15 protein-coding genes are annotated in these 17,729 nt (G+C 62.6%); 10 read left to right on the forward strand and 5 right to left on the reverse strand.

The features are described from left to right. The first annotated feature begins 72 nt into the window (after positions 1–72). From KIO76_RS18500 to KIO76_RS18535, 8 genes are all read left to right on the forward strand, one after another. Positions 73–1,194, forward strand: a complete 1,122-nt coding sequence (locus KIO76_RS18500) for a septal ring lytic transglycosylase RlpA family protein (protein ID WP_213324614.1) — start codon at positions 73–75, stop codon at positions 1,192–1,194. A gap of 193 nt (positions 1,195–1,387) precedes the next feature. Further along, positions 1,388–2,572, forward strand: coding sequence for a D-alanyl-D-alanine carboxypeptidase family protein (locus KIO76_RS18505; protein WP_291976353.1), 1,185 nt, complete (start codon positions 1,388–1,390; stop codon positions 2,570–2,572). 15 nt (positions 2,573–2,587) lie between these two features. Next, positions 2,588–3,313 (forward strand): dTMP kinase, encoded by a 726-nt coding sequence (gene tmk, locus KIO76_RS18510; RefSeq protein ID WP_213324616.1) that lies wholly within the window; start codon positions 2,588–2,590, stop codon positions 3,311–3,313. Next, positions 3,300–4,364: a DNA polymerase III subunit delta' gene (locus KIO76_RS18515; RefSeq protein ID WP_291976351.1), complete on the forward strand. Its 1,065-nt coding sequence runs from the start codon at positions 3,300–3,302 to the stop codon at positions 4,362–4,364. The genes tmk and KIO76_RS18515 overlap by 14 nt, the downstream gene beginning before the upstream one ends. Positions 4,365–4,396: 32 nt before the next feature. Continuing rightward, entirely contained in the window at positions 4,397–5,959 is a 1,563-nt protein-coding gene (gene metG, locus KIO76_RS18520) for a methionine--tRNA ligase (protein WP_213324618.1), read from the forward strand. A gap of 5 nt (positions 5,960–5,964) precedes the next feature. Further along, positions 5,965–6,771, forward strand: coding sequence for a TatD family hydrolase (locus KIO76_RS18525; protein ID WP_213324619.1), 807 nt, complete (start codon positions 5,965–5,967; stop codon positions 6,769–6,771). Between the two features lie 2 nt (positions 6,772–6,773). Beyond that, the gene (locus KIO76_RS18530) at positions 6,774–7,568 is read left to right on the forward strand and encodes an MBL fold metallo-hydrolase (RefSeq protein ID WP_213325339.1); all 795 of its coding nucleotides are present in this window, start codon (positions 6,774–6,776) and stop codon (positions 7,566–7,568) included. Positions 7,569–7,995: 427 nt separating this feature from the next. Continuing rightward, positions 7,996–8,559 carry a hypothetical protein gene (locus tag KIO76_RS18535; RefSeq protein ID WP_213324620.1) on the forward strand — a complete coding sequence of 188 codons (564 nt, stop codon included), beginning with the start codon at positions 7,996–7,998 and terminating at the stop codon, positions 8,557–8,559. 126 nt (positions 8,560–8,685) lie between these two features. Here the strand turns inward: KIO76_RS18535 and KIO76_RS18540 are convergent, their stop codons facing one another. Together KIO76_RS18540 and KIO76_RS18545 are read right to left on the reverse strand one after the other, a co-directional pair. After that, positions 8,686–9,579: an alpha/beta fold hydrolase gene (locus KIO76_RS18540; RefSeq protein ID WP_213324621.1), complete on the reverse strand. Its 894-nt coding sequence runs from the start codon at positions 9,577–9,579 to the stop codon at positions 8,686–8,688. Between the two features lie 75 nt (positions 9,580–9,654). Further along, positions 9,655–11,952 (reverse strand): lytic transglycosylase domain-containing protein, encoded by a 2,298-nt coding sequence (locus KIO76_RS18545; RefSeq protein ID WP_213324622.1) that lies wholly within the window; start codon positions 11,950–11,952, stop codon positions 9,655–9,657. 224 nt (positions 11,953–12,176) lie between these two features. Between KIO76_RS18545 and dapA the strand changes: the two genes are divergently transcribed. Both dapA and smpB read left to right on the forward strand, forming a co-directional pair. Continuing rightward, entirely contained in the window at positions 12,177–13,070 is an 894-nt protein-coding gene (gene dapA, locus KIO76_RS18550; protein ID WP_213324623.1) for a 4-hydroxy-tetrahydrodipicolinate synthase, read from the forward strand. Positions 13,071–13,076: 6 nt separating this feature from the next. After that, entirely contained in the window at positions 13,077–13,547 is a 471-nt protein-coding gene (gene smpB, locus KIO76_RS18555) for an SsrA-binding protein SmpB (protein WP_213324624.1), read from the forward strand. A gap of 31 nt (positions 13,548–13,578) precedes the next feature. Here the strand turns inward: smpB and KIO76_RS18560 are convergent, their stop codons facing one another. The 3 genes from KIO76_RS18560 to KIO76_RS18570 form a co-directional block, all read right to left on the reverse strand. Next, positions 13,579–14,250: a uracil-DNA glycosylase gene (locus KIO76_RS18560; RefSeq protein ID WP_213324625.1), complete on the reverse strand. Its 672-nt coding sequence runs from the start codon at positions 14,248–14,250 to the stop codon at positions 13,579–13,581. Next, the gene (locus KIO76_RS18565; RefSeq protein ID WP_213324626.1) at positions 14,247–14,900 is read right to left on the reverse strand and encodes a LabA-like NYN domain-containing protein; all 654 of its coding nucleotides are present in this window, start codon (positions 14,898–14,900) and stop codon (positions 14,247–14,249) included. The genes KIO76_RS18560 and KIO76_RS18565 overlap by 4 nt, the downstream gene beginning before the upstream one ends. A gap of 501 nt (positions 14,901–15,401) precedes the next feature. Continuing rightward, positions 15,402–17,606 (reverse strand): RelA/SpoT family protein, encoded by a 2,205-nt coding sequence (locus KIO76_RS18570; protein ID WP_213324627.1) that lies wholly within the window; start codon positions 17,604–17,606, stop codon positions 15,402–15,404. Positions 17,607–17,729: the final 123 nt, after the last annotated feature.

Below are 17,729 nucleotides of genomic sequence, written 5' to 3' on the forward strand. Positions count from 1 at the left end.
CGGGGAAGATGGGTTGCGCCATCGCCTGGAGGTCTGTAAATCCGCCATACCGCAACGACACAGGATGGGCCAATGCTGGTCTTCGAGAAGACGCAACGAACGAGCACCAGTGATGATGTCGCCGATGCATATTCCGATGTTCCCCAGCGTCTTCTCCGGTTGAAGGTCCTTTCACGGCCCCTGCTCAAAGGGGCGGCGGCCTCCGCGGCAGCCCTCGTTCTCGCCAACTGCAGCGCGCCGCAGCAGCAGGGCTCCAAGATCGATCCAAAATATGGCGTCTCGCCGAGCCCGCGCGTCGTTTCCAGCGGCCCGATCCCCAAGGGCGGTGGCCGTGACCATGTCGGAAAGCCCTACACCATCGCCGGCAAGGTCTACCACCCACGCGAAGATACCAACTATTCGCGCGTTGGCCTCGCATCCTGGTATGGTGACGCCTTCCATGGCCGCAAAACGGCGAACGGCGAGGTTTTCGACAAGCTCTCGATCGCGGCGGCGCATCCAACCCTGCCGCTTCCGAGCTACGTGCGCGTAACCAATCTGACCAACAGCAAATCGATGGTCGTGCGCGTGAACGATCGTGGGCCGTTCCACGGCAACCGTCTCATTGATGTCTCTTCGCGGACTGCTGAGGCGCTTGGCTTCAAGCGCGCCGGGACCGCGCGCGTGCAGGTCGATTATCTCGGCCGCGCCGGTCTTGCCGGTAGTGACGATCGCAAATTGATGGCCACGTTGACCGATCAGGGCCCGGCTCGCCTTCCGGGCTCGACAGCTCCCGTCATGGTTGCCCGTGCCGAGCCTGCCAAACCCCAGGCGCTTGCCTTCAATCCCCGGCAGGAGCCGCCACCGGCTGCTCCTCGCATCGAGCGCGTGGCCTATGCGGCGCCGGTGGCGACACCAGCTTCGGCTGCGGCCGCCGTACAGTCCTTCGCGACGGCGCCGGTGCCAAGCCAGGGGCGTGTCGTGACCAATATCCCGCTTCCGCCAGAGCGGCCATTTGATCTTGGTGGCACGACCCGCGGCACGCCTTCGGTGCCGCAGCGTCAGGCTGCGAACCAGGAGCGTCGTCCCACGAAGGCCGCAGCGCTTTTCTATGCTGAGACGCAGTCGATGCCGAACGCCTTCCGGGCAAGCAGCGGACTTATCGAAACAAATACGCAAAGATTTGTTTCCTTCAAATCGAGCTCGCTCGACTAAGTATCGATCCCACTGTTGATTTCAGCGAACGCCCGGAGCAAGATTCCGGGCGTTTCGTATTGTGGGTGGGAGTGCGGCTATGTCTTGCGTAACGAACAGCTCGCCCTCGAAGCCAAGCCGGCCTGGACTCCTGCAGATTGGCGCAGCCTTTCCAGTTCGGTATTTCGCGGCTCGATATCGGCAAGGCAGAAAAGTGCAGGCGATTGGCTCCGCCGTCGGCCAGCTCCTGCGCATTGCCAGCCTCATCCTTGCCACGACGGGCGTTGCCGCTGCCCAGGATTTTCGATCGGCAGCTCCGCATGCGATCCTAATGGACTATGGTTCCGGGACCGTTCTCTATGAGAAGGCCGCCGACACGCTCATGATTCCGGCCAGCATGGCCAAAGTCATGACCGCCGAGCTTCTCTTCCGTGAGATCAAGGAAGGGCGCATTACCTTCGACACCGAGTTCGTGGTCTCCGAAAATGCCTGGCGTCGTGGTGGCGCTCCGTCCGGCGGTTCGGCGATGTATGCGGCGCTTGGCAGCTCGGTGAAGGTCATCGATCTCCTCCAGGGCCTCGCGATCCAATCGGGAAATGACGCGTCCATCGTCATCGCGGAGGGCATTGCCGGGAACGAGGCCAATTTCGCGCGTATGATGACCGATCGCGCGCGCGAACTCGGTCTTTCACGCTCGACCTTCATGAATTCGACCGGCCTTGATGATCCGGATCAGCGTACCACCGCCCGCGATCTCGCAATCCTGACCGCCCACATCATCCGCACCTATCCCGATCTCTACACCTATTTCGGCAAGCCGGAGTTCACCTGGAACAAGATACGCCAGCTTAATCGCAATCCCCTGATCGCGATGAGCATCGGTGCCGATGGTGTCAAGACCGGGTATCTCAAGGAGGCGGGCTACGGGCTCATCGGTTCAGCCGTAAGCGGCGAGCGTCGGCTCATCGTTGTCGTCAATGGTCTGAAGACGGCGCGGGATCGCGCAGACGATGCGCGCCGGCTTCTGGATTGGGGTTTCCGTTCCTTTGAGACGCGGCGTTTGTTCGGCGCGAATGTGGAGGTGGGAGAAGCGAGCGTCTATGGTGGTGTGGAAAGCAGCGTCGGCCTCGTGTCGCCCAATCCTATCGAGGTTCTCATTCCGCGCGGTTCGGCCGACAAGCTCGTCGCGAAGATCGTCTACACCGGGCCATTGATGCCGCCGGTCGCTGCGGGTAAGGAAGTCGCACGCTTCAAGGTGACACGCGGCGACGTCGAAGTGCTCGACCTGCCGCTCGTGACGGCGCGGGCGGTGGAGCGGGGCAGTATCTCGCAGCGCGCCTTCGGAGCAATGTTCGAGTTGTCGACCGGCTTTATCCGGGACGCGTTCAACAAGCTTTAGGTGCAAGCCGCTTTGATGAAACAAGCAGCGGAGCGCGTGGAAAAGGCCCCCTTCATAACATTCGAGGGCGGTGAGGGAGCCGGAAAGTCCACGCAGATCAAGCGGTTGGCCGCGCGCCTTCAGGGCGCGGGTGTCGACGTCGTCATGACCCGCGAGCCTGGCGGGTCCCCTAAGGCCGAGCAGATCCGCGCGCTGCTTTTGGCGGGCGCCGCCAAGCGCTTCGGGACGCTGGCCGAAGCTGTTCTGTTTTCCGCAGCCCGCATCGACCACATCGACACCCTGATCGCACCGGCGCTCAGGCGGGGCACGTGGGTCCTCTGTGATCGCTTCGTCGATTCGACGCGCGTCTATCAAGGCGCGTCCGGGGGCATCGATCCCAGGCAGATTGCCGCTCTGGAGCGGGTTGTCGCCGGAGATGTCATGCCTGACCTGACCGTCATCCTCGATTTGCCGGCCGAGGCTGGCCTGGCGCGGGCGGCTGCACGCACGGGCACCGCTGGCGCCAGCGATCGTTTCGAAGCTGAAGGGCTTGGTTTCCACGAAAAGTTGCGGGAAGCCTTTCTGTCTATCGCCGCCGCCGAGCCGGGGCGGTGCGTCGTTATCGACGCTACGAAAGACAAGGATGACGTCGAGGAGGCGATCTGGACGGCGGTCGTCGAGCGCCTGCCGATCCCTGCGGCCGCCCGCGCAAAGATGCAGCCGTCGAAGAGGACAAAGCGGGGACCGCGTGTCCCAAGCTGATGGGATCGAAGCTGACCGCTTTCTGGATTGTCCGCATCCGCGTGAGCAGGCTGATCTCGTCGGACACGCCGGGGCGGAATCCGCGTTTCTTGAAGCCTTCCGGAGCGGGCGCCTCCATCACGCGTGGCTGATCGGTGGGCCACAGGGCATCGGCAAGGCGACCTTTGCCTATCGCGCCGCGCGTTTTCTCCTCGCAAACCCCGACCCTTCAGCACCAGCCGTTGCGCGCGCGACGGATCTCCGCATTGACCAGGACCACCCCGTAGCGCGTAAGGTGGCTGCGCTTTCCCATCCCGACCTCGTGGTCCTGCGGCGAACGCCGGGGACTGACAAGAAGGGGCCCTCCACGTCCATTCCCATCGACGCGGTGCGCCGGGCGCTCGCGGTCTTCGGGACCACCGCCGGTGCCGGCGGCTACCGCGTAGCAATCGTCGACAGCGTCGAGGATCTCAACGCGGCCAGCGCCAACGCTCTGCTCAAGGTGGTTGAGGAGCCGCCGCCGCGCTCAGTATTCCTCATCGTTGCGCATGCACCCGGGCGCACGATGGCGACCTTGCGCTCGCGCTGCCGCAAGATGACCATGCGGCCTCTTTCAGCGGACGATGTGGCTACTGTTCTGACGAATCTGCACGGACATGCTGATTCCGCGGCCGTGCAGCAGGCGGCGGGGATGGCAGACGGCTCCGTGCGCACGGCACTCCGACTGATCGACCCGGATGTCAGCGCGTTGGTCGAGCGTGTCCAGCGGACGCTCGCCCGCCTGCCTGATGAGGATGTGACCGAGCTTTACAGCCTTGCGGAGCAGTTGTCCGGACGCGCGGACGACGAGCGCTTCTCGACTTTTCTGACGACGGTCGGAGATTGGATTGGCGAGCGGTTGCACAGCGAGGCGGCTGGCGGCGCCTCACGCCTTGCGCCACTCGTGGAGGTATGGGACAAAGGCCTCCGCGCGGCGCGCGACGTCCAGGTTCTTAATCTCGATCGTCGCCCGTTCGTATTTTCCCTTATCGGCGACCTCGCGGAGGCCGTTCGGCGCTCCAGCGCCGCGTGAGCCATGATGTCGTCGCCTCTGGTGGTTGGCGCATGGCCGAGACGTTCTATATCACGACCCCGATCTTCTACCCCAATGGTGCGCCGCATATCGGTCACGCCTATACGGTGATTGCCACCGATGCCCTGGCGCGGTTTCAGCGGCTTGACGGCAAGGACGTGCTGTTCCTGTCCGGCACCGATGAGCACGGGCTGAAGATGCAGCAGACGGCCGAGAAGGAAGGGGTGACGGCTAAGGAACTCGCGGACCGCAATTCGGCGGTGTTTCAGACTCTGCTCAAACACCTGCACTGCTCCAACGATGATTTCATCCGCACCACCGAGCCGCGCCACTATGAAGCCTGCCAGGCGATCTGGAAGGCGATGGCTGCCAATGGGGACATCTACCTCGATCGCTATGCCGGTTGGTATTCAGTGCGCCAGGAGGCCTATTTCGAGGAGAGCGAAACTAAGGTCGGCGACGATGGCGTGCGCCGTGAGCCGCTCGGCTCGCCCGTGGAGTGGAACGAGGAGGAAAGCTATTTCTTCCGTCTCTCCGCCTATCAGGATCGCTTGCTCGCCTTCTACGAGGCGAATCCGGATTTTATCGGGCCCACGGAGCGCCGCAACGAGGTGATCAGCTTCGTGAAGTCTGGGCTGCGTGACCTCTCGGTATCTCGCACCACCTTCGACTGGGGCGTGCCGGTTCCGGACGATCCGAAGCACGTGATGTATGTCTGGGTGGACGCGCTGACCAATTACATCACCGCGGCCGGCTATCCCGACGCCGCAGCTCCGAAATGGCGCTACTGGCCGGCGAGCGCGCATATCATCGGCAAGGACATCTTACGCTTCCACGCGGTTTATTGGCCGGCCTTCCTGATGGCTGCGGGAATAGAGCCACCCAAGCGCGTTTTCGCGCATGGCTTTCTGTTCAACCGCGGCGAGAAGATGTCGAAGTCGGTCGGCAACGTGATCGATCCCTTCGAGCTCGTGGAGCGCTATGGCCTCGACCAGGTGCGCTACTTCTTCCTGCGGGAGGTGCCGTTCGGCCAGGATGGCAGCTATAGCCATGAAGCGATCGTCAATCGCACCAATGCCGATCTCGCGAACGATCTCGGCAATCTGGCGCAACGCTCCCTCTCGATGATCGCCAAGAACTGCGACGGCAAGGTGCCGGCGCCTTCGGCCTTCGCGCCGGCCGACGAGGCACTGCTTGCTGCTGCGGACGCGCTGATGCCCAAGGCACGCGCGGCGATCGCCGATTTTGCGCTGCACAGCCTTCTGGCCGAGACCTGGGCCGTGGTGGCGGAGGCGAACCGCTATTTCGCATCTCAGGAGCCATGGACGCTGCGCAAGACGGATCCCGCCCGCATGGCGACTGTCCTTTATGTCACGGCTGAGGTGTTGCGGCAGGTGGCCATCCTCGTGCAGCCCGTGACGCCGAACGCCGCCGAAAAGCTTCTCGACCTGCTCGCTATTTCGCCGGAAGCGCGCAATTTCGCGGCGCTCGGTTCTGCGGGACGCCTGGCTGAGGGCGGTGCCTTGCCGCCTCCCGCACCAATCTTCCCGCGGTATGTCGAGCCGGAGGCCGCGGGCGAAGGGCAGGGCGCGTGACGGGCATGCTGGTCGATAGTCATTGCCATCTCGACTACTACCAGACTGATCTCGACGCGATCCTGGCGCGGGCGCAGGCGGCAGGCGTCAGGCGCCTTGTCACGATCTCGACCCTCGTCAGCCAATTCGATACCTATCGCGCGTTGGCCGAGCGCAATCCCGGCGTCTTCTTCTCGGTGGGCACGCATCCCCACCAGGTTGGCGAAGAGCCCGACGTGCCGGTTTCTCGGCTGGTCGCGCTCTCCGCTCACCCGCGCTGTATCGCGATCGGCGAGGCGGGCCTCGACTATTTCTATGATCGCAATCCGCGCGACCTACAGCAGGCGGTGTTCCGGACACATATCGCTGCAGCGCGGGACAGCGGGCTTCCGCTCGTCATTCACGCGCGGTCGGCTGACGAGGATATGATCGCGATCCTGAAGGACGAGATCCGGGCAGGAACCTTCACCGCGGTGCTGCATTGCTTTTCGTCTGGCCGGGAACTGGCCGAGGTAGGGCTTGAGCTCGGGCTCTACCTCTCGTTCTCTGGAATCCTGACCTTCCGGCGATCCGAGGAACTGCGGGCGATCGCGGCGATGGCGCCGATTGAACGCCTGCTGGTGGAGACGGATGCACCTTATCTCGCACCGGAACCCTTCCGGGGCAAGCGCAATGAGCCCGCGCATGTCGGCTATACCGCGCGCGTTCTTGCAGAGGTGAAGGGGATGGATGAAGCTGCCCTGATCGCCGCGACCACCGCCAATTTCGAACGCCTCTTCGCGAAAGTCGGCCGGGATGAGCTGGTCGCCAATGCGGAAGGACGTGCCTCGTGACGATGAGTGTTACCGTTCTCGGTTGTGGATCATCCGGTGGCGTCCCGCGCGTCGGCGGCGGGTGGGGTGCTTGCGACCCCGGCGAGCCGCGCAACCGGCGCAGGCGGTGTTCGGTTCTCGTCGAGCGGCGCGGTAGCGGAGGAACAACCCGCGTGCTGATCGACACATCGCCGGACCTCCGGGAACAGTTGCTGTCGGCGAATGTCGACCATCTCGACGGCGTGCTCTACACGCATCAGCACGCGGACCATACCCACGGCATAGACGACTTACGGCCGCTGTCGCTGCGTATGCGTCGTCCCATCGATGTCTATGCGAACCGAGCGACTGGCGAGTTCCTGCGGGAAACCTTCGGCTATTGCTTCGCGACGCCCCTCGACAGCGAATATCCGCCTTTCCTGATAGAGCATTCTCTTCAGGCCGGACGAGCGGTCGTCATCGAGGGGCCTGGTGGTGCCGTCACCGCCATGCCGTTCTCGATGCAGCACGGCCGTCTTGAAGCTTACGGATTTCGGATCGGCGATTTCGCCTACGCCACCGACATCAACCACATGCCGGAGGCGAGCGTGCCCTACGTCATGGGGCTCGACGTTCTGATCCTGGATGCGCTGCGCTACACGCCGCATGCGACGCATTTCAGCGTGTCGGAAGCGCTGGCGCTCATCGATCGCGTGACGCCGAGACAGGCTTTCCTGACGAATCTCCATAACGATCTCGACTATGGTAAGTTATCCGGCGAACTGCCCACCGGCATCGAGCCCGCCTATGATGGATTGTCGATCGTCATAAGCCACTGAGGTCATGGCGAATGGACCGGCGACATTTCGCCATCCAGTGACGACGTGCTCGCACTCCCGGAAAGTTCATTAAATTTTCCTGTGGGATGCTGCCTCCGCGAGGCCGTTGGCGCGGGCTGCATTGCTGCTCATCGGCATTCTCCCATCCTTGATTGTATCGCGCAAGGCATGCAGCTTAAGCGCGCAATCGGTCGAGGCATGGATGGACATGCGGCGCGACGGGCCCTGCCGGACTTCCAGGCTTGATGAGATCGAGGGCAACTCGTTCATCATCCAGCCTGCGAAATCGTTGCGTCTGCGGTGGCTGACGATGCTGGCATTTGCGTTTGCCCTTGCTGGTACTGCCTCATCCGCTGAAGCTGAGGCCTGCACCCGCCACCTCAGCGATGTCGCGAATGCCGGATCCCCTTGCGGCCGGGAGACTCGGTTGATCGACGTCGCGCAGTTGGATCCGGCGACCAGACTGAGCGAGCTTTCGCTGACGAAAATCGAGGCGACCCCGGCCGGTGAGACCCGATTCGGCGTCGAGATCGTCACACGGCTGGGGCCGCAAACCGTCTCGCCTGCTGATCTCCTCTGGTTTCAGGCCGCCTTCGTCGAAGGGGACCTCAAGGCTGGGGTGAGCGCGGGAACGGCCGCCGTACAGACCACCCAGCCCGAGCTGCCGCAGACTGTGCCGCAAGCGGAGAGTTGGAGCCTGTCGGGCGGGCTTGTTCACCATTGGCTGCCGAACCTTCGGCATACGGTTTTCGCAAATCTCGCCTGGCAGGAGCCGCCAAGGATCGCTTTGCGGGCCCAGGGAGATGACCACGGAAGACTGACTTTGGGCACAGGCACGCGACTGACCTGGTCGCCGGTCGCGAACATGGATCTCGGTCTGGAAGTGCTTTACACGCGCTCCGGCGAATTCGTGAGCCGGCGCATCGGTTTCAAGGATCTGACCCTGGATGGGACGATCGATGCGCGTGTGCGTTTCAACAAGGGGTTCTAGGGAACGGGCTTACGGGTGCTGCCGGACAGCTTTGGGACAAGAAAATGCAGTAATATGAAATGCTTTCGCCTGTCTTTTGATTCAAATTGCAAGCTGCTCGTTTGTTGAGTTCAGGTTCCGAGGCCCCTACGGCATCCGCGCATCGATGCCTTGTACGAAGCGCAGGATGGCCTTCATCACGGCGGGTTCCCAAGTGAGCGGCGTGTGGCCCTGGTCCGGGATGGTCAGGGCTTCCATCTTGGGGTAGCGGGCCTGCATGGCAGACAATGTCGCTTCAGACAGGATATCCGAATTGGCGCCCCGTATCGTCAGCATCGGCACGTTGCGCAAAAGATCACAGTAGCTCCAGAGTTCCGGTAGCGGCTCCTCCAGATCAACGCTTTCGAGCGTCTTCACCAGCGCCGGATCATAGGCGGGAATGAGCTTGCCTTTTTCCTCCACCCATGTACGGCGCGCGAGAAGGTCCCAGTCGGCATCGCCTAGCGCAGGGAATTGGGCGCTTGAGAGCAGCTTGAGGATTCCGACGGCCTCGCGGAAATCAGCCGGTGTCGGCAGCTTGCCGATATAGCCGCGAATGCGAATCAGCCCGCGCGGATCGAGAACAGGGCCAACATCGTTAAGGACGGCTCCTTTCACGACGCCGGCGCGCGCAACCGCCAGCGCCATGATGAGCAGACCTCCGCGCGATGTGCCGACGAAAATGGCCTCTGGCACACCAAGCGCGGTCAGGACCTGGAGCAGGTCATCGACCTCCACCTGGGGATCGTAGTGCGTCCAGTCCTTGTCCCATTCCGAGAGGCCGCGGCCACGATAGTCAACGGCAAGGACACGGCGCGGACGGCGGGCGTCAGAAGCAAGGGCTATCGCGAGTTCATGGAAATCCGCGGCCGTGCGAGCAAGCCCCGGCAGGCACACCACGGGCAGATATTCGCTGGGGTGGCTGCCGTAAATTCGGACATGAAGGCGCAGTCCATCGCTTGCACTTACAAATTCATCGCGGAAGCCGTCACTCACAGTCATCAGTCACCAGCACAGCACGCAACAAGACCCGGCAACATTGCCAGGCGACCTTATGACCGACCCTGGCGCGGCTGCCTACTGGAATGCACCCCGCCGGAGATCGCGCTCGATGAACAGGGCGGTTCGGTCACTCAGAATATGCCGGTAGACCTGAAGATTCTCCATAACACGTTGCACATAATTCCGTGTTTCCGGAAATGGGATGCGCTCGACCCAGTCGACCGTGTCAACGCCGTTGTCGCGCGGGTCACCATAGGCGGCGATCCACTTGCGCACGTTGCCGGGCCCAGCATTGTAGGCGGCGAAGGTCAGAATGTAGGACCCGCGCCAATAGCCGACGAGCTCGCCGAGATGCGCCGTGCCCAGAGTGGCGTTGTAGGCCGGATCACTCGTCAGGCGATCGACGTCGAAGGGCAGGCCTGCCTTCTGCGCGGTGGCTTTCGCGGTGGCGGGCATGAGTTGCATAAGCCCGCGCGCCCCGGCCGATGAAACCGCGTCCGCAGCGAAGGCGCTTTCCTGCCGGGCGATCGCATAGGTCATAGACCGCTCGACGCTATCACCCGCGGTTTCGAAGGTCGGAATTCCGCTTGTCGGAAAGGCCGTCCGGTCGAGGGGAAAGCCGCGGTAGAGCGCACGCTTGCCAACGACCAGCTCTGCCCGGGTGTCTCCTAACGAGGCCGCGATGTGCGCGACAGCGGTCATCGTGTCAGCACCCTGCACATTGCGTGCGAGTTCATCGAGCAGAAGAGTAGCGATCCGCCGCTCGTCGAGATGGTAAAGAAGCCGGATTGCTTGGACGATTTCGCCTTTCTCGAGCGACGCGCGCGCGAGGACATCGCCTTTCGGGGGCGGGTTAACCGGCAGATCGGTCATGCCGAGCTTGGCGCGCGCGAGCTGCCCGTAATAGGTGGTGACGTGCTGGGCTGCAGCCTCATAGAACGTGTCCGCCTCGCCGGGGTGCTTTGCGGCTTCGGCAGCTCGGCCGCGCCAGTAGGCCACGCGCGCGACGGAGGTCGGCAGGTCGGCGTGCGGCTCAGCTGCCGCGAAATGCTCCGCGGCTCGATCGGGCTTGTCGAGGAAGCGCAAGGCGATCCAGCCGGCGAGCATCTCTGTCTCGATCGTGTCCGTCTCGCTGACCGCAACATTCGGCCTGATGATGTCGTAGGCCAGTTGCGGCTTGCCTGCCTCGAGCAAGCCGCGCGCAAGGCGCTGGCGCTCTTTCGCCCATTGGTCGCCTTCGACGACGGCCTCGCGCTTGGTCGGCGCCTTCAGCATGATCGCCGCGGCTTCCTCGCGCTTTCCGTCGCGACGCAGCTCCTGTGCTTCGACGAATTGGATCAGCGGCTCCGCCCGTTCCGAGGCACTGAGGTTGTTGAGTGCAGCCTTCATGTTGCCGCCGCGATCGATCGTCATGCGGGCCTTCAGGAGCTTAACCTCGGTGGGGCCGATATCGGCAGCCAGACGTTGGGCCGATGCCCAGTCCTTGCGGAAGGCGAGGCGCTCCAGCCGCGCGCGATTGTTGTCTGCGGTGAAGACCGCGGGAAAGCTCTCCCGCATGGCGCGCTCGAGATCCCGATCAACCGGGTCGTTGCGCCAGGCATCCTGAACCAGGGCGTGGGCCTTGTCCGGGACCTTCATCTCCGAGCCTTTGTCGCTCGGTTGAGGGTCCTTGTCCTCGGCGGCCTGTTGGTAGGCGAGCGCCAGAGCGTATTTGCCGTCAGCGCTTTCAGGCTCGCGTCCGGAGAAGAAGGATAGCGTCGCGGCGGGCGATAGCTTCTGCCGCCACATCGCGCGCTCCGCGTAACGCTGCGTAATGTCGCTCTGAGGCCAGTCGGCCCGGTTCGTCAGGAAAGCCGAAAGGCGCTTGAAGCCTAGATGCGAGCCGTTGTGGCGGATGGCGATCCATTCGACGAGCGTGCGCGCGGCCGCGCCCGATAGTCCAGCGGCGAGCTCATCGCCCTCGGCGATGTTCCCCTTGCGATAAAGGTCGATGATCCGCGTGACCGTGTCGGCTTCCGCGGTGATGGCATCAAGGTCGGGGCGGGCCATCGAAAGGGCATGGAGCGGCTTGGTGTCGCGGCTCTGCATCTGGTCCGGGCCGGCATACGCGAGGGTCGCCGGATCGGTGTTCACCGGCGTGGGCGTCGTCTCGGTCGGATCAGCCTCCGCGATGGCTTCCGTGGGTGAGGTGGCCCCCTCAGCCGCGGCTCTCTCTGCTGCCGGGACAGGGGGCGTGGGTGCGAGCGCAGGCGCTTCCGCCTCCTTGTCGCGAGGAGGGGCCTGTATCTGAACCGGCGTTCTATCCGGCCACACCACAGCGGTTGAGAGAACGGCAACCGCGATTCCCGCCAGAAGGCGCGTTCTCGGCTTCATCCGGCTACTCCCGAACTCGAGCACGGACACACTACACCTGCGTTAGGAAAGTTGTCGCTCTTGGATCTTAACGAATTCCAAATCACCCGCATCACACCTTTACTATGCTGGCCTTTTGCGCCATCACCTTGAGGAGGCTATGACTTCCTCCGTGTGCTGGCGGCCGAACCGCCGCACCGAAAAACGCTGCATGGGAGATTCCCCTCGCGGGGAAAACCACACCGATGACTTCACGCTCTCCCTTCAAGGGATCGATCACTGCGCTCGTTACGCCTTTCCGCGATGGTGCCCTCGACGAGGCCGCGTTTCGCGCCCATGTCGACTGGCAGATCGAGAACGGCACCCATGGCCTCGTCCCTGTCGGCACGACGGGAGAAAGCCCCACATTGTCCCATGCCGAGCACAAACAGGTGGTCGAATGGTGCGTTGCCGCCGCTGGCGGGCGCGTACCGGTCATAGCTGGCGCCGGCTCCAACAACACGGCAGAAGCCGTCGATCTGGCGCGTCACGCCGAGAATGCCGGCGCCCAGGGCGTGCTGGTCGTGACCCCGTACTACAACAAGCCCGGCCAGGAAGGGCTCTATCAGCATTTTAAGGCCATCAATGACGCCATCGGCATCCCTATTCTGATCTACAACATCCCCTCGCGTTCGGTGATCGACATGTCCGTCGACACCATGAAGCGGCTGTTCGAGCTTCCGAACATCGCGGGGGTCAAGGACGCGACCGCCAATGTGGCGCGCGTGAGCTTGCAGCGCGCGGCGATGGGACCGCACTTTAACCAACTTTCTGGCGAAGATGCGACAGCGCTCGGTTTCATGGCGCATGGAGGCGATGGCTGCATCTCTGTCAGCGCTAATGTCGCGCCGAAACTGTGCTCGGAGTTCCAGGAGGCGTGCCTGCGCGGGGATTACGCGAGCGCCCTGGCGATCCAGGATCGGTTGATGCCGCTGCATACGGCGCTTTTCATCGAGACCAATCCGTCGCCTGCCAAAGCCGCGCTTGCGCTGCTCGGGCGCATGTCTCAGGAGACGCGACTGCCGATGGTGCCTGTCTCCGATGCCACGCGGCAGACGCTCCGCGAGGCCTTGGTCCATGCAGGGCTGATCAACGGGTGAGGTGTGATGTCTGCCGGTAAGGAGACGACGCGGAACGTTGCCGAGAACCGGAAGGCGCGCTTCAACTACGAGATCGTCGAGAAGATCGAAGCCGGTATCGCTTTGACCGGCACGGAGGTCAAATCGCTCAGGGAAGGCAAGGCGACCATCACGGAAGCCTATGCCGGCCCCTCCGGCGAGGAGTTCCTGCTGTTCAACGCCTATATCCCGGAATATCTGCAGGCCAATCGCTTCAATCACGAGACCCGGCGCCCCCGGAAGCTCCTGCTGCATAAGCGTCAGATCAACAAGTTGATCGGCGCCACACAGCGCCAAGGCTTCACGGTCGTCCCCCTGAGGATCTATTTCAATCCCAAAGGACGCGCGAAGGTGGAGATCGCGCTGGCGCGCGGCAAGAACCTCGGCGACAAGCGCGAGACCGAGAAGAAGCGCGATTGGGATCGCGAGCGCTCACGTCTGATGCGCGAGAAGGGCTGAGGGCCGCCTTCGATCGGAGCGACTGTCGAGATCAGGTCTCACCGTCGAGGAAGGCACGCACACGCCGGAACACGGCCCGAAACATTTCAGGCGTCAGAACGCGGGTGTTCGTGTTGTAGCGCGAGCAGTGGTAGCTGTCGAACAGCCGGACCGGGCCGATGTCGTGTTCGGCCCCATGGCTGAAGGGGACGCGGCCGGGCTTGCTGCCCAAGGCGCGGACGACACTCTCATGGGCGATACGGCCGAGCGCCACGGCCGCCGATAGCCGTGGCAAGCTGTTGATCTGGGCGGTTAAAAACGAGCGGCAGGTCGTGATTTCCACGCCGGTCGGCTTGTTCTGTGGCGGTACGCAGCGGACAGCGTTGACAATAATGCCGTCGTCAAGCGCAAGACCGTCGTCTGGAGCGGCACGGTAGTGGCCATGCGCAAAGCCGAACTCAGCGAGTGTGGCGTAGAGAAGGTCTCCGGCGTAGTCGCCTGTGAACGGGCGGCCCGTCCGGTTGGCACCGCGTAGGCCGGGCGCCAGCCCGACGATCATCAGGCGGGCTTCGGATGGCCCGAAGGCAGGAACCGGCGCATTGTGCCAGCGAGGCTCACGCGCGCGCCACTCTTGCCGGAATGCAACAAGACGCGGGCAGAGCGGGCAATCGGGGCCCGGCTCAGCCGCGTCGTGCTGCACCTTGCGCTGCGTTAGCGCGGTCAAGGAGACTCAAGGCCGTCTTCGTCGCTCGGCTGCCGGATGCCATAACGTTTCTCAACGGTATAGCGCGAGCGGGTGTTGTCGGCCTTGTCCTCGAAGCCGAGCGGCCTCGGACGGTCCGTCCGCTCGGTAGGATCACGACCGATGCGGGAGGCAAGCTGCATGATCTCAATGAACTCATCCGCTTGGCGCCGCAGTTCGTCGGCGATCATGGGCGGCTGGGTTGAAATAGTCGAGATCACCGACACGCGCACGCCCCGGCGCTGCATGGCCTCCACGAGCGAGCGGAAATCTCCGTCGCCAGAGAACAGGATCATCTCGTCGATATAGGGGGCGAGCTCCAGCGCATCGATCGCGAGCTCGATATCCATGTTGCCCTTGACCTTGCGTCGGCCGGCAGAATCGACAAATTCCTTGGTGGGCTTTGTGACGACCCGATAACCGTTATAATCGAGCCAATCTATCAGTGGTCGAATAGAGGAATATTCCTGATCTTCGATCAGCGCCGTGTAATAGAAGGCGCGCACGAGATTCCCCCGCCCCTTGAATTCCTTCAAAAGACGCTTGTAGTCGATGTCGAAGCCTAATGTCTTCGTCGTGGCATAGAGGTTCGCCCCATCGATAAATAACGCGAGACGTTGTGGGCTTGTCATTGATTGTATCTCGATTAGGCGTTTTACAGAGTCGAACCTGTCGTCCGAAGACGGCGTTGTGAAAAATGTTTCAGTATCACCAAATGTCCTGCGGGCATTCAACAGTTGCTGTCGCACAGTTGCGATAGAAATGACAAGCGCATATTGCTCCACCGTCCAGAAAAGTCCAGCGGTCGCAACGGGGATGGGATTTCCCCTTACGCTGCCGCTTGGAACGGTCGGCTCCGTTAACTTTTGAAGCCGACGACTCTACTCTGAACGGAGCCGCAACTAGGCGCTCATCCTACGCATAATAATACCGTTACGCTCTGACAGCCGAACTTACGGCCCTAGCGGACCACGCGGCGCGTCGATCAAATCGGAAGGGAACGCCTGTAAGGCGCAATCCCATTGGGGAAGCATTAAGCGGGCAATAGGTCTGCGTCAAATGCAGCAACGCCGGCACTATAGGCCGGTTTCATCAGATGTGCACCGCTTAAGCCGGCTTTGTCAGGGGATAAGTTAGCCGACGCTGCGCTCAATTTTGCTGACAACAGGCTTTGCCCGCAGTTCGCTGATGATCGCGTTGAGATGTTTCAAATCCCACACCGACAAGTCGATGACGAGATCGGTGAAATCGGGCGTCCGGCGGCTCATCCCTATGTTCTCGATATTGCCGTCGTGTTCAGCAATCACTTGAGTGATCTGGGCGAGCGATCCGGGTTCGTTGATGGAATTGAGCTTGATGCGCGCCGGAAAACGCTGCGCGTTGTGTTCATCGATGTCCCACCGCACATCGAGCCATCGATCCGGCTCGTTCTCCACGTCCGCGAGCGCGGGTGACTGGATCGGATAGATCGTCACGCCTTCGCCCGGCGTCAGAATGCCCACGATGCGGTCGCCAGGAACCGCGCCGCCAGCTGGCGCAAAGCGCACAGGGAGGTCGCTGGCGATGCCGCGGATGGGAATGGCGTAACCATCTCCTGCGTTTTCGGGGCCGCCGGGAACCTTGAACTTGAAGGACGTATCGCTCTTCAGGCCGAACCATCCGTGGCCGACAGCACCGTCCACGGTCGGCCGGCGCTCGTCCTTGAATTCGGGATAGACGGCTTTCACCACGTCCCCGGAAAACATCTCGCCCCGGCCGACAGAAGCCAGCACGTCCTCCACGGAGATGCGGGCGAGGCGCGGCAAGGCGGCCTTCAGCTTATCTTCGCCGAAGGCTTTGCCCGCGCGCTCGAAGGCGCGTTCGATGATCTGGCGACCGAGGCCCGCATATTGCCGCCTCACGGCGGTGCGGGTGGCACGCCGGATGGCGGCGCGCGCCTTGCCGGTCGTGACCAGCGATTCCCAAGCTGCCGGCGGGACCTGCTCCTGGGCCCGAATGATTTCGACCTCGTCGCCGTTCTGCAATTCGGAGAGCAACGGGGCGATGCGGCCGTTGATCTTGCACCCCACAGCCGTATTCCCGACGTCCGTGTGTACGGCATAGGCGAAGTCAATGGGCGTTGCCCGTCGGGGCAGGGCGATCAGGCGGCCCTTCGGCGTAAAGCAGAACACCTGGTCGTGAAAAAGTTCCAGCTTGGTATGCTCAAGGAACTCTTCCGGATTGTCTCCTTCCGCGAGAAGATCAACCGTGCGCCGTAACCACTGGTAGGCTCGGCTTTCGCCGGCGCCTTGCGCTGCGCTCGAACCGCCTTCCTTGTAGGCTGAGTGGGCCGCGATGCCGTACTCGGCGATCGCATCCATTTCCTCGGTGCGCAGCTGCAACTCGACGCGCTGATGGCCCGGACCGATCACTGTCGTGTGGATGGAGCGATAGTCGTTCTGCTTGGGGGTCGAGACGTAGTCCTTGTAGCGGCCCGGCACCATGGGCCAGGTGGTATGGACGACGCCGAGCGCGCGGTAGCAGTCGTCGATCGTCTTGACGATGATGCGGAAGGCAAAGATGTCCGACAATTGCTCAAAGGCGACGGATTTCCGCTCCATCTTCCGCCAGATAGAATAAGGCCGCTTGCGCCGGCCGGTTACGACGGCGGGAATGGCCCGGTCCGCGAGCCGGGCCGTGAGGTCATTCTCGATCGCTTCGATAAGCTGGCCGTTGTTCCGCGTAACCTCTTCGAGACGCTTGTTGATCGTCTCGAAGGCTTCCGGCTTCAAGGTGCGGAAGGCAAGGTCCTCCAGCTCATCGCGCATCCATTGGATACCCATGCGGCCGGCAAGCGGCGCATAAATCTCCAATGTTTCCTCCGCGATGCGGACGCGCTTGGCCGGCTGCATGAAGTGCAGCGTCCGCATGTTGTGCAGGCGGTCGGCGAGTTTGACGAGCAGCACTCTGACGTCGGCCGCGATCGCGAGAAGGAGCTTGCGGAAATTCTCGCCCTGAGTGGCCTTCTTCGAGACGAAGTCGAGCTTCTTGATCTTGGTGAGCCCATCGACGAGTGCGCCGATCTCGGGGCCGAAGAGGCGGTCGATCTCTTCCCGCGTCGCGTCCGTGTCCTCGATGGTGTCATGGAGCACCGCAGCGACGATGGTCGCGTCGTCAAGCTTGAGATCGGTGAGAATCGCCGCGACCTCGAGCGGATGCGAGAAGAACAGATCGCCGGAGGCGCGCTTCTGCGATCCATGGGCACGCATGGCGTAGACGTAGGCGCGGTCGAGGAGGGCCTCGTCCGCATTGGGATCGTAACGCTTGACGCGCTCGACCAATTCATATTGCCGCATCATCGACTGAACATTCCGGGCCGTCTGAATATGACAAGCCATTTCATTGAAATATCGGCTTTAATCGCGCCAAGGACAAGCGACAGAGAAGGTCCATGCGGCCTCTGACGAATAAAAAAAGCCCGG

The organism is Chelatococcus sp. YT9 (genome assembly GCF_018398315.1).
Classification (GTDB): domain Bacteria; phylum Pseudomonadota; class Alphaproteobacteria; order Rhizobiales; family Beijerinckiaceae; genus Chelatococcus.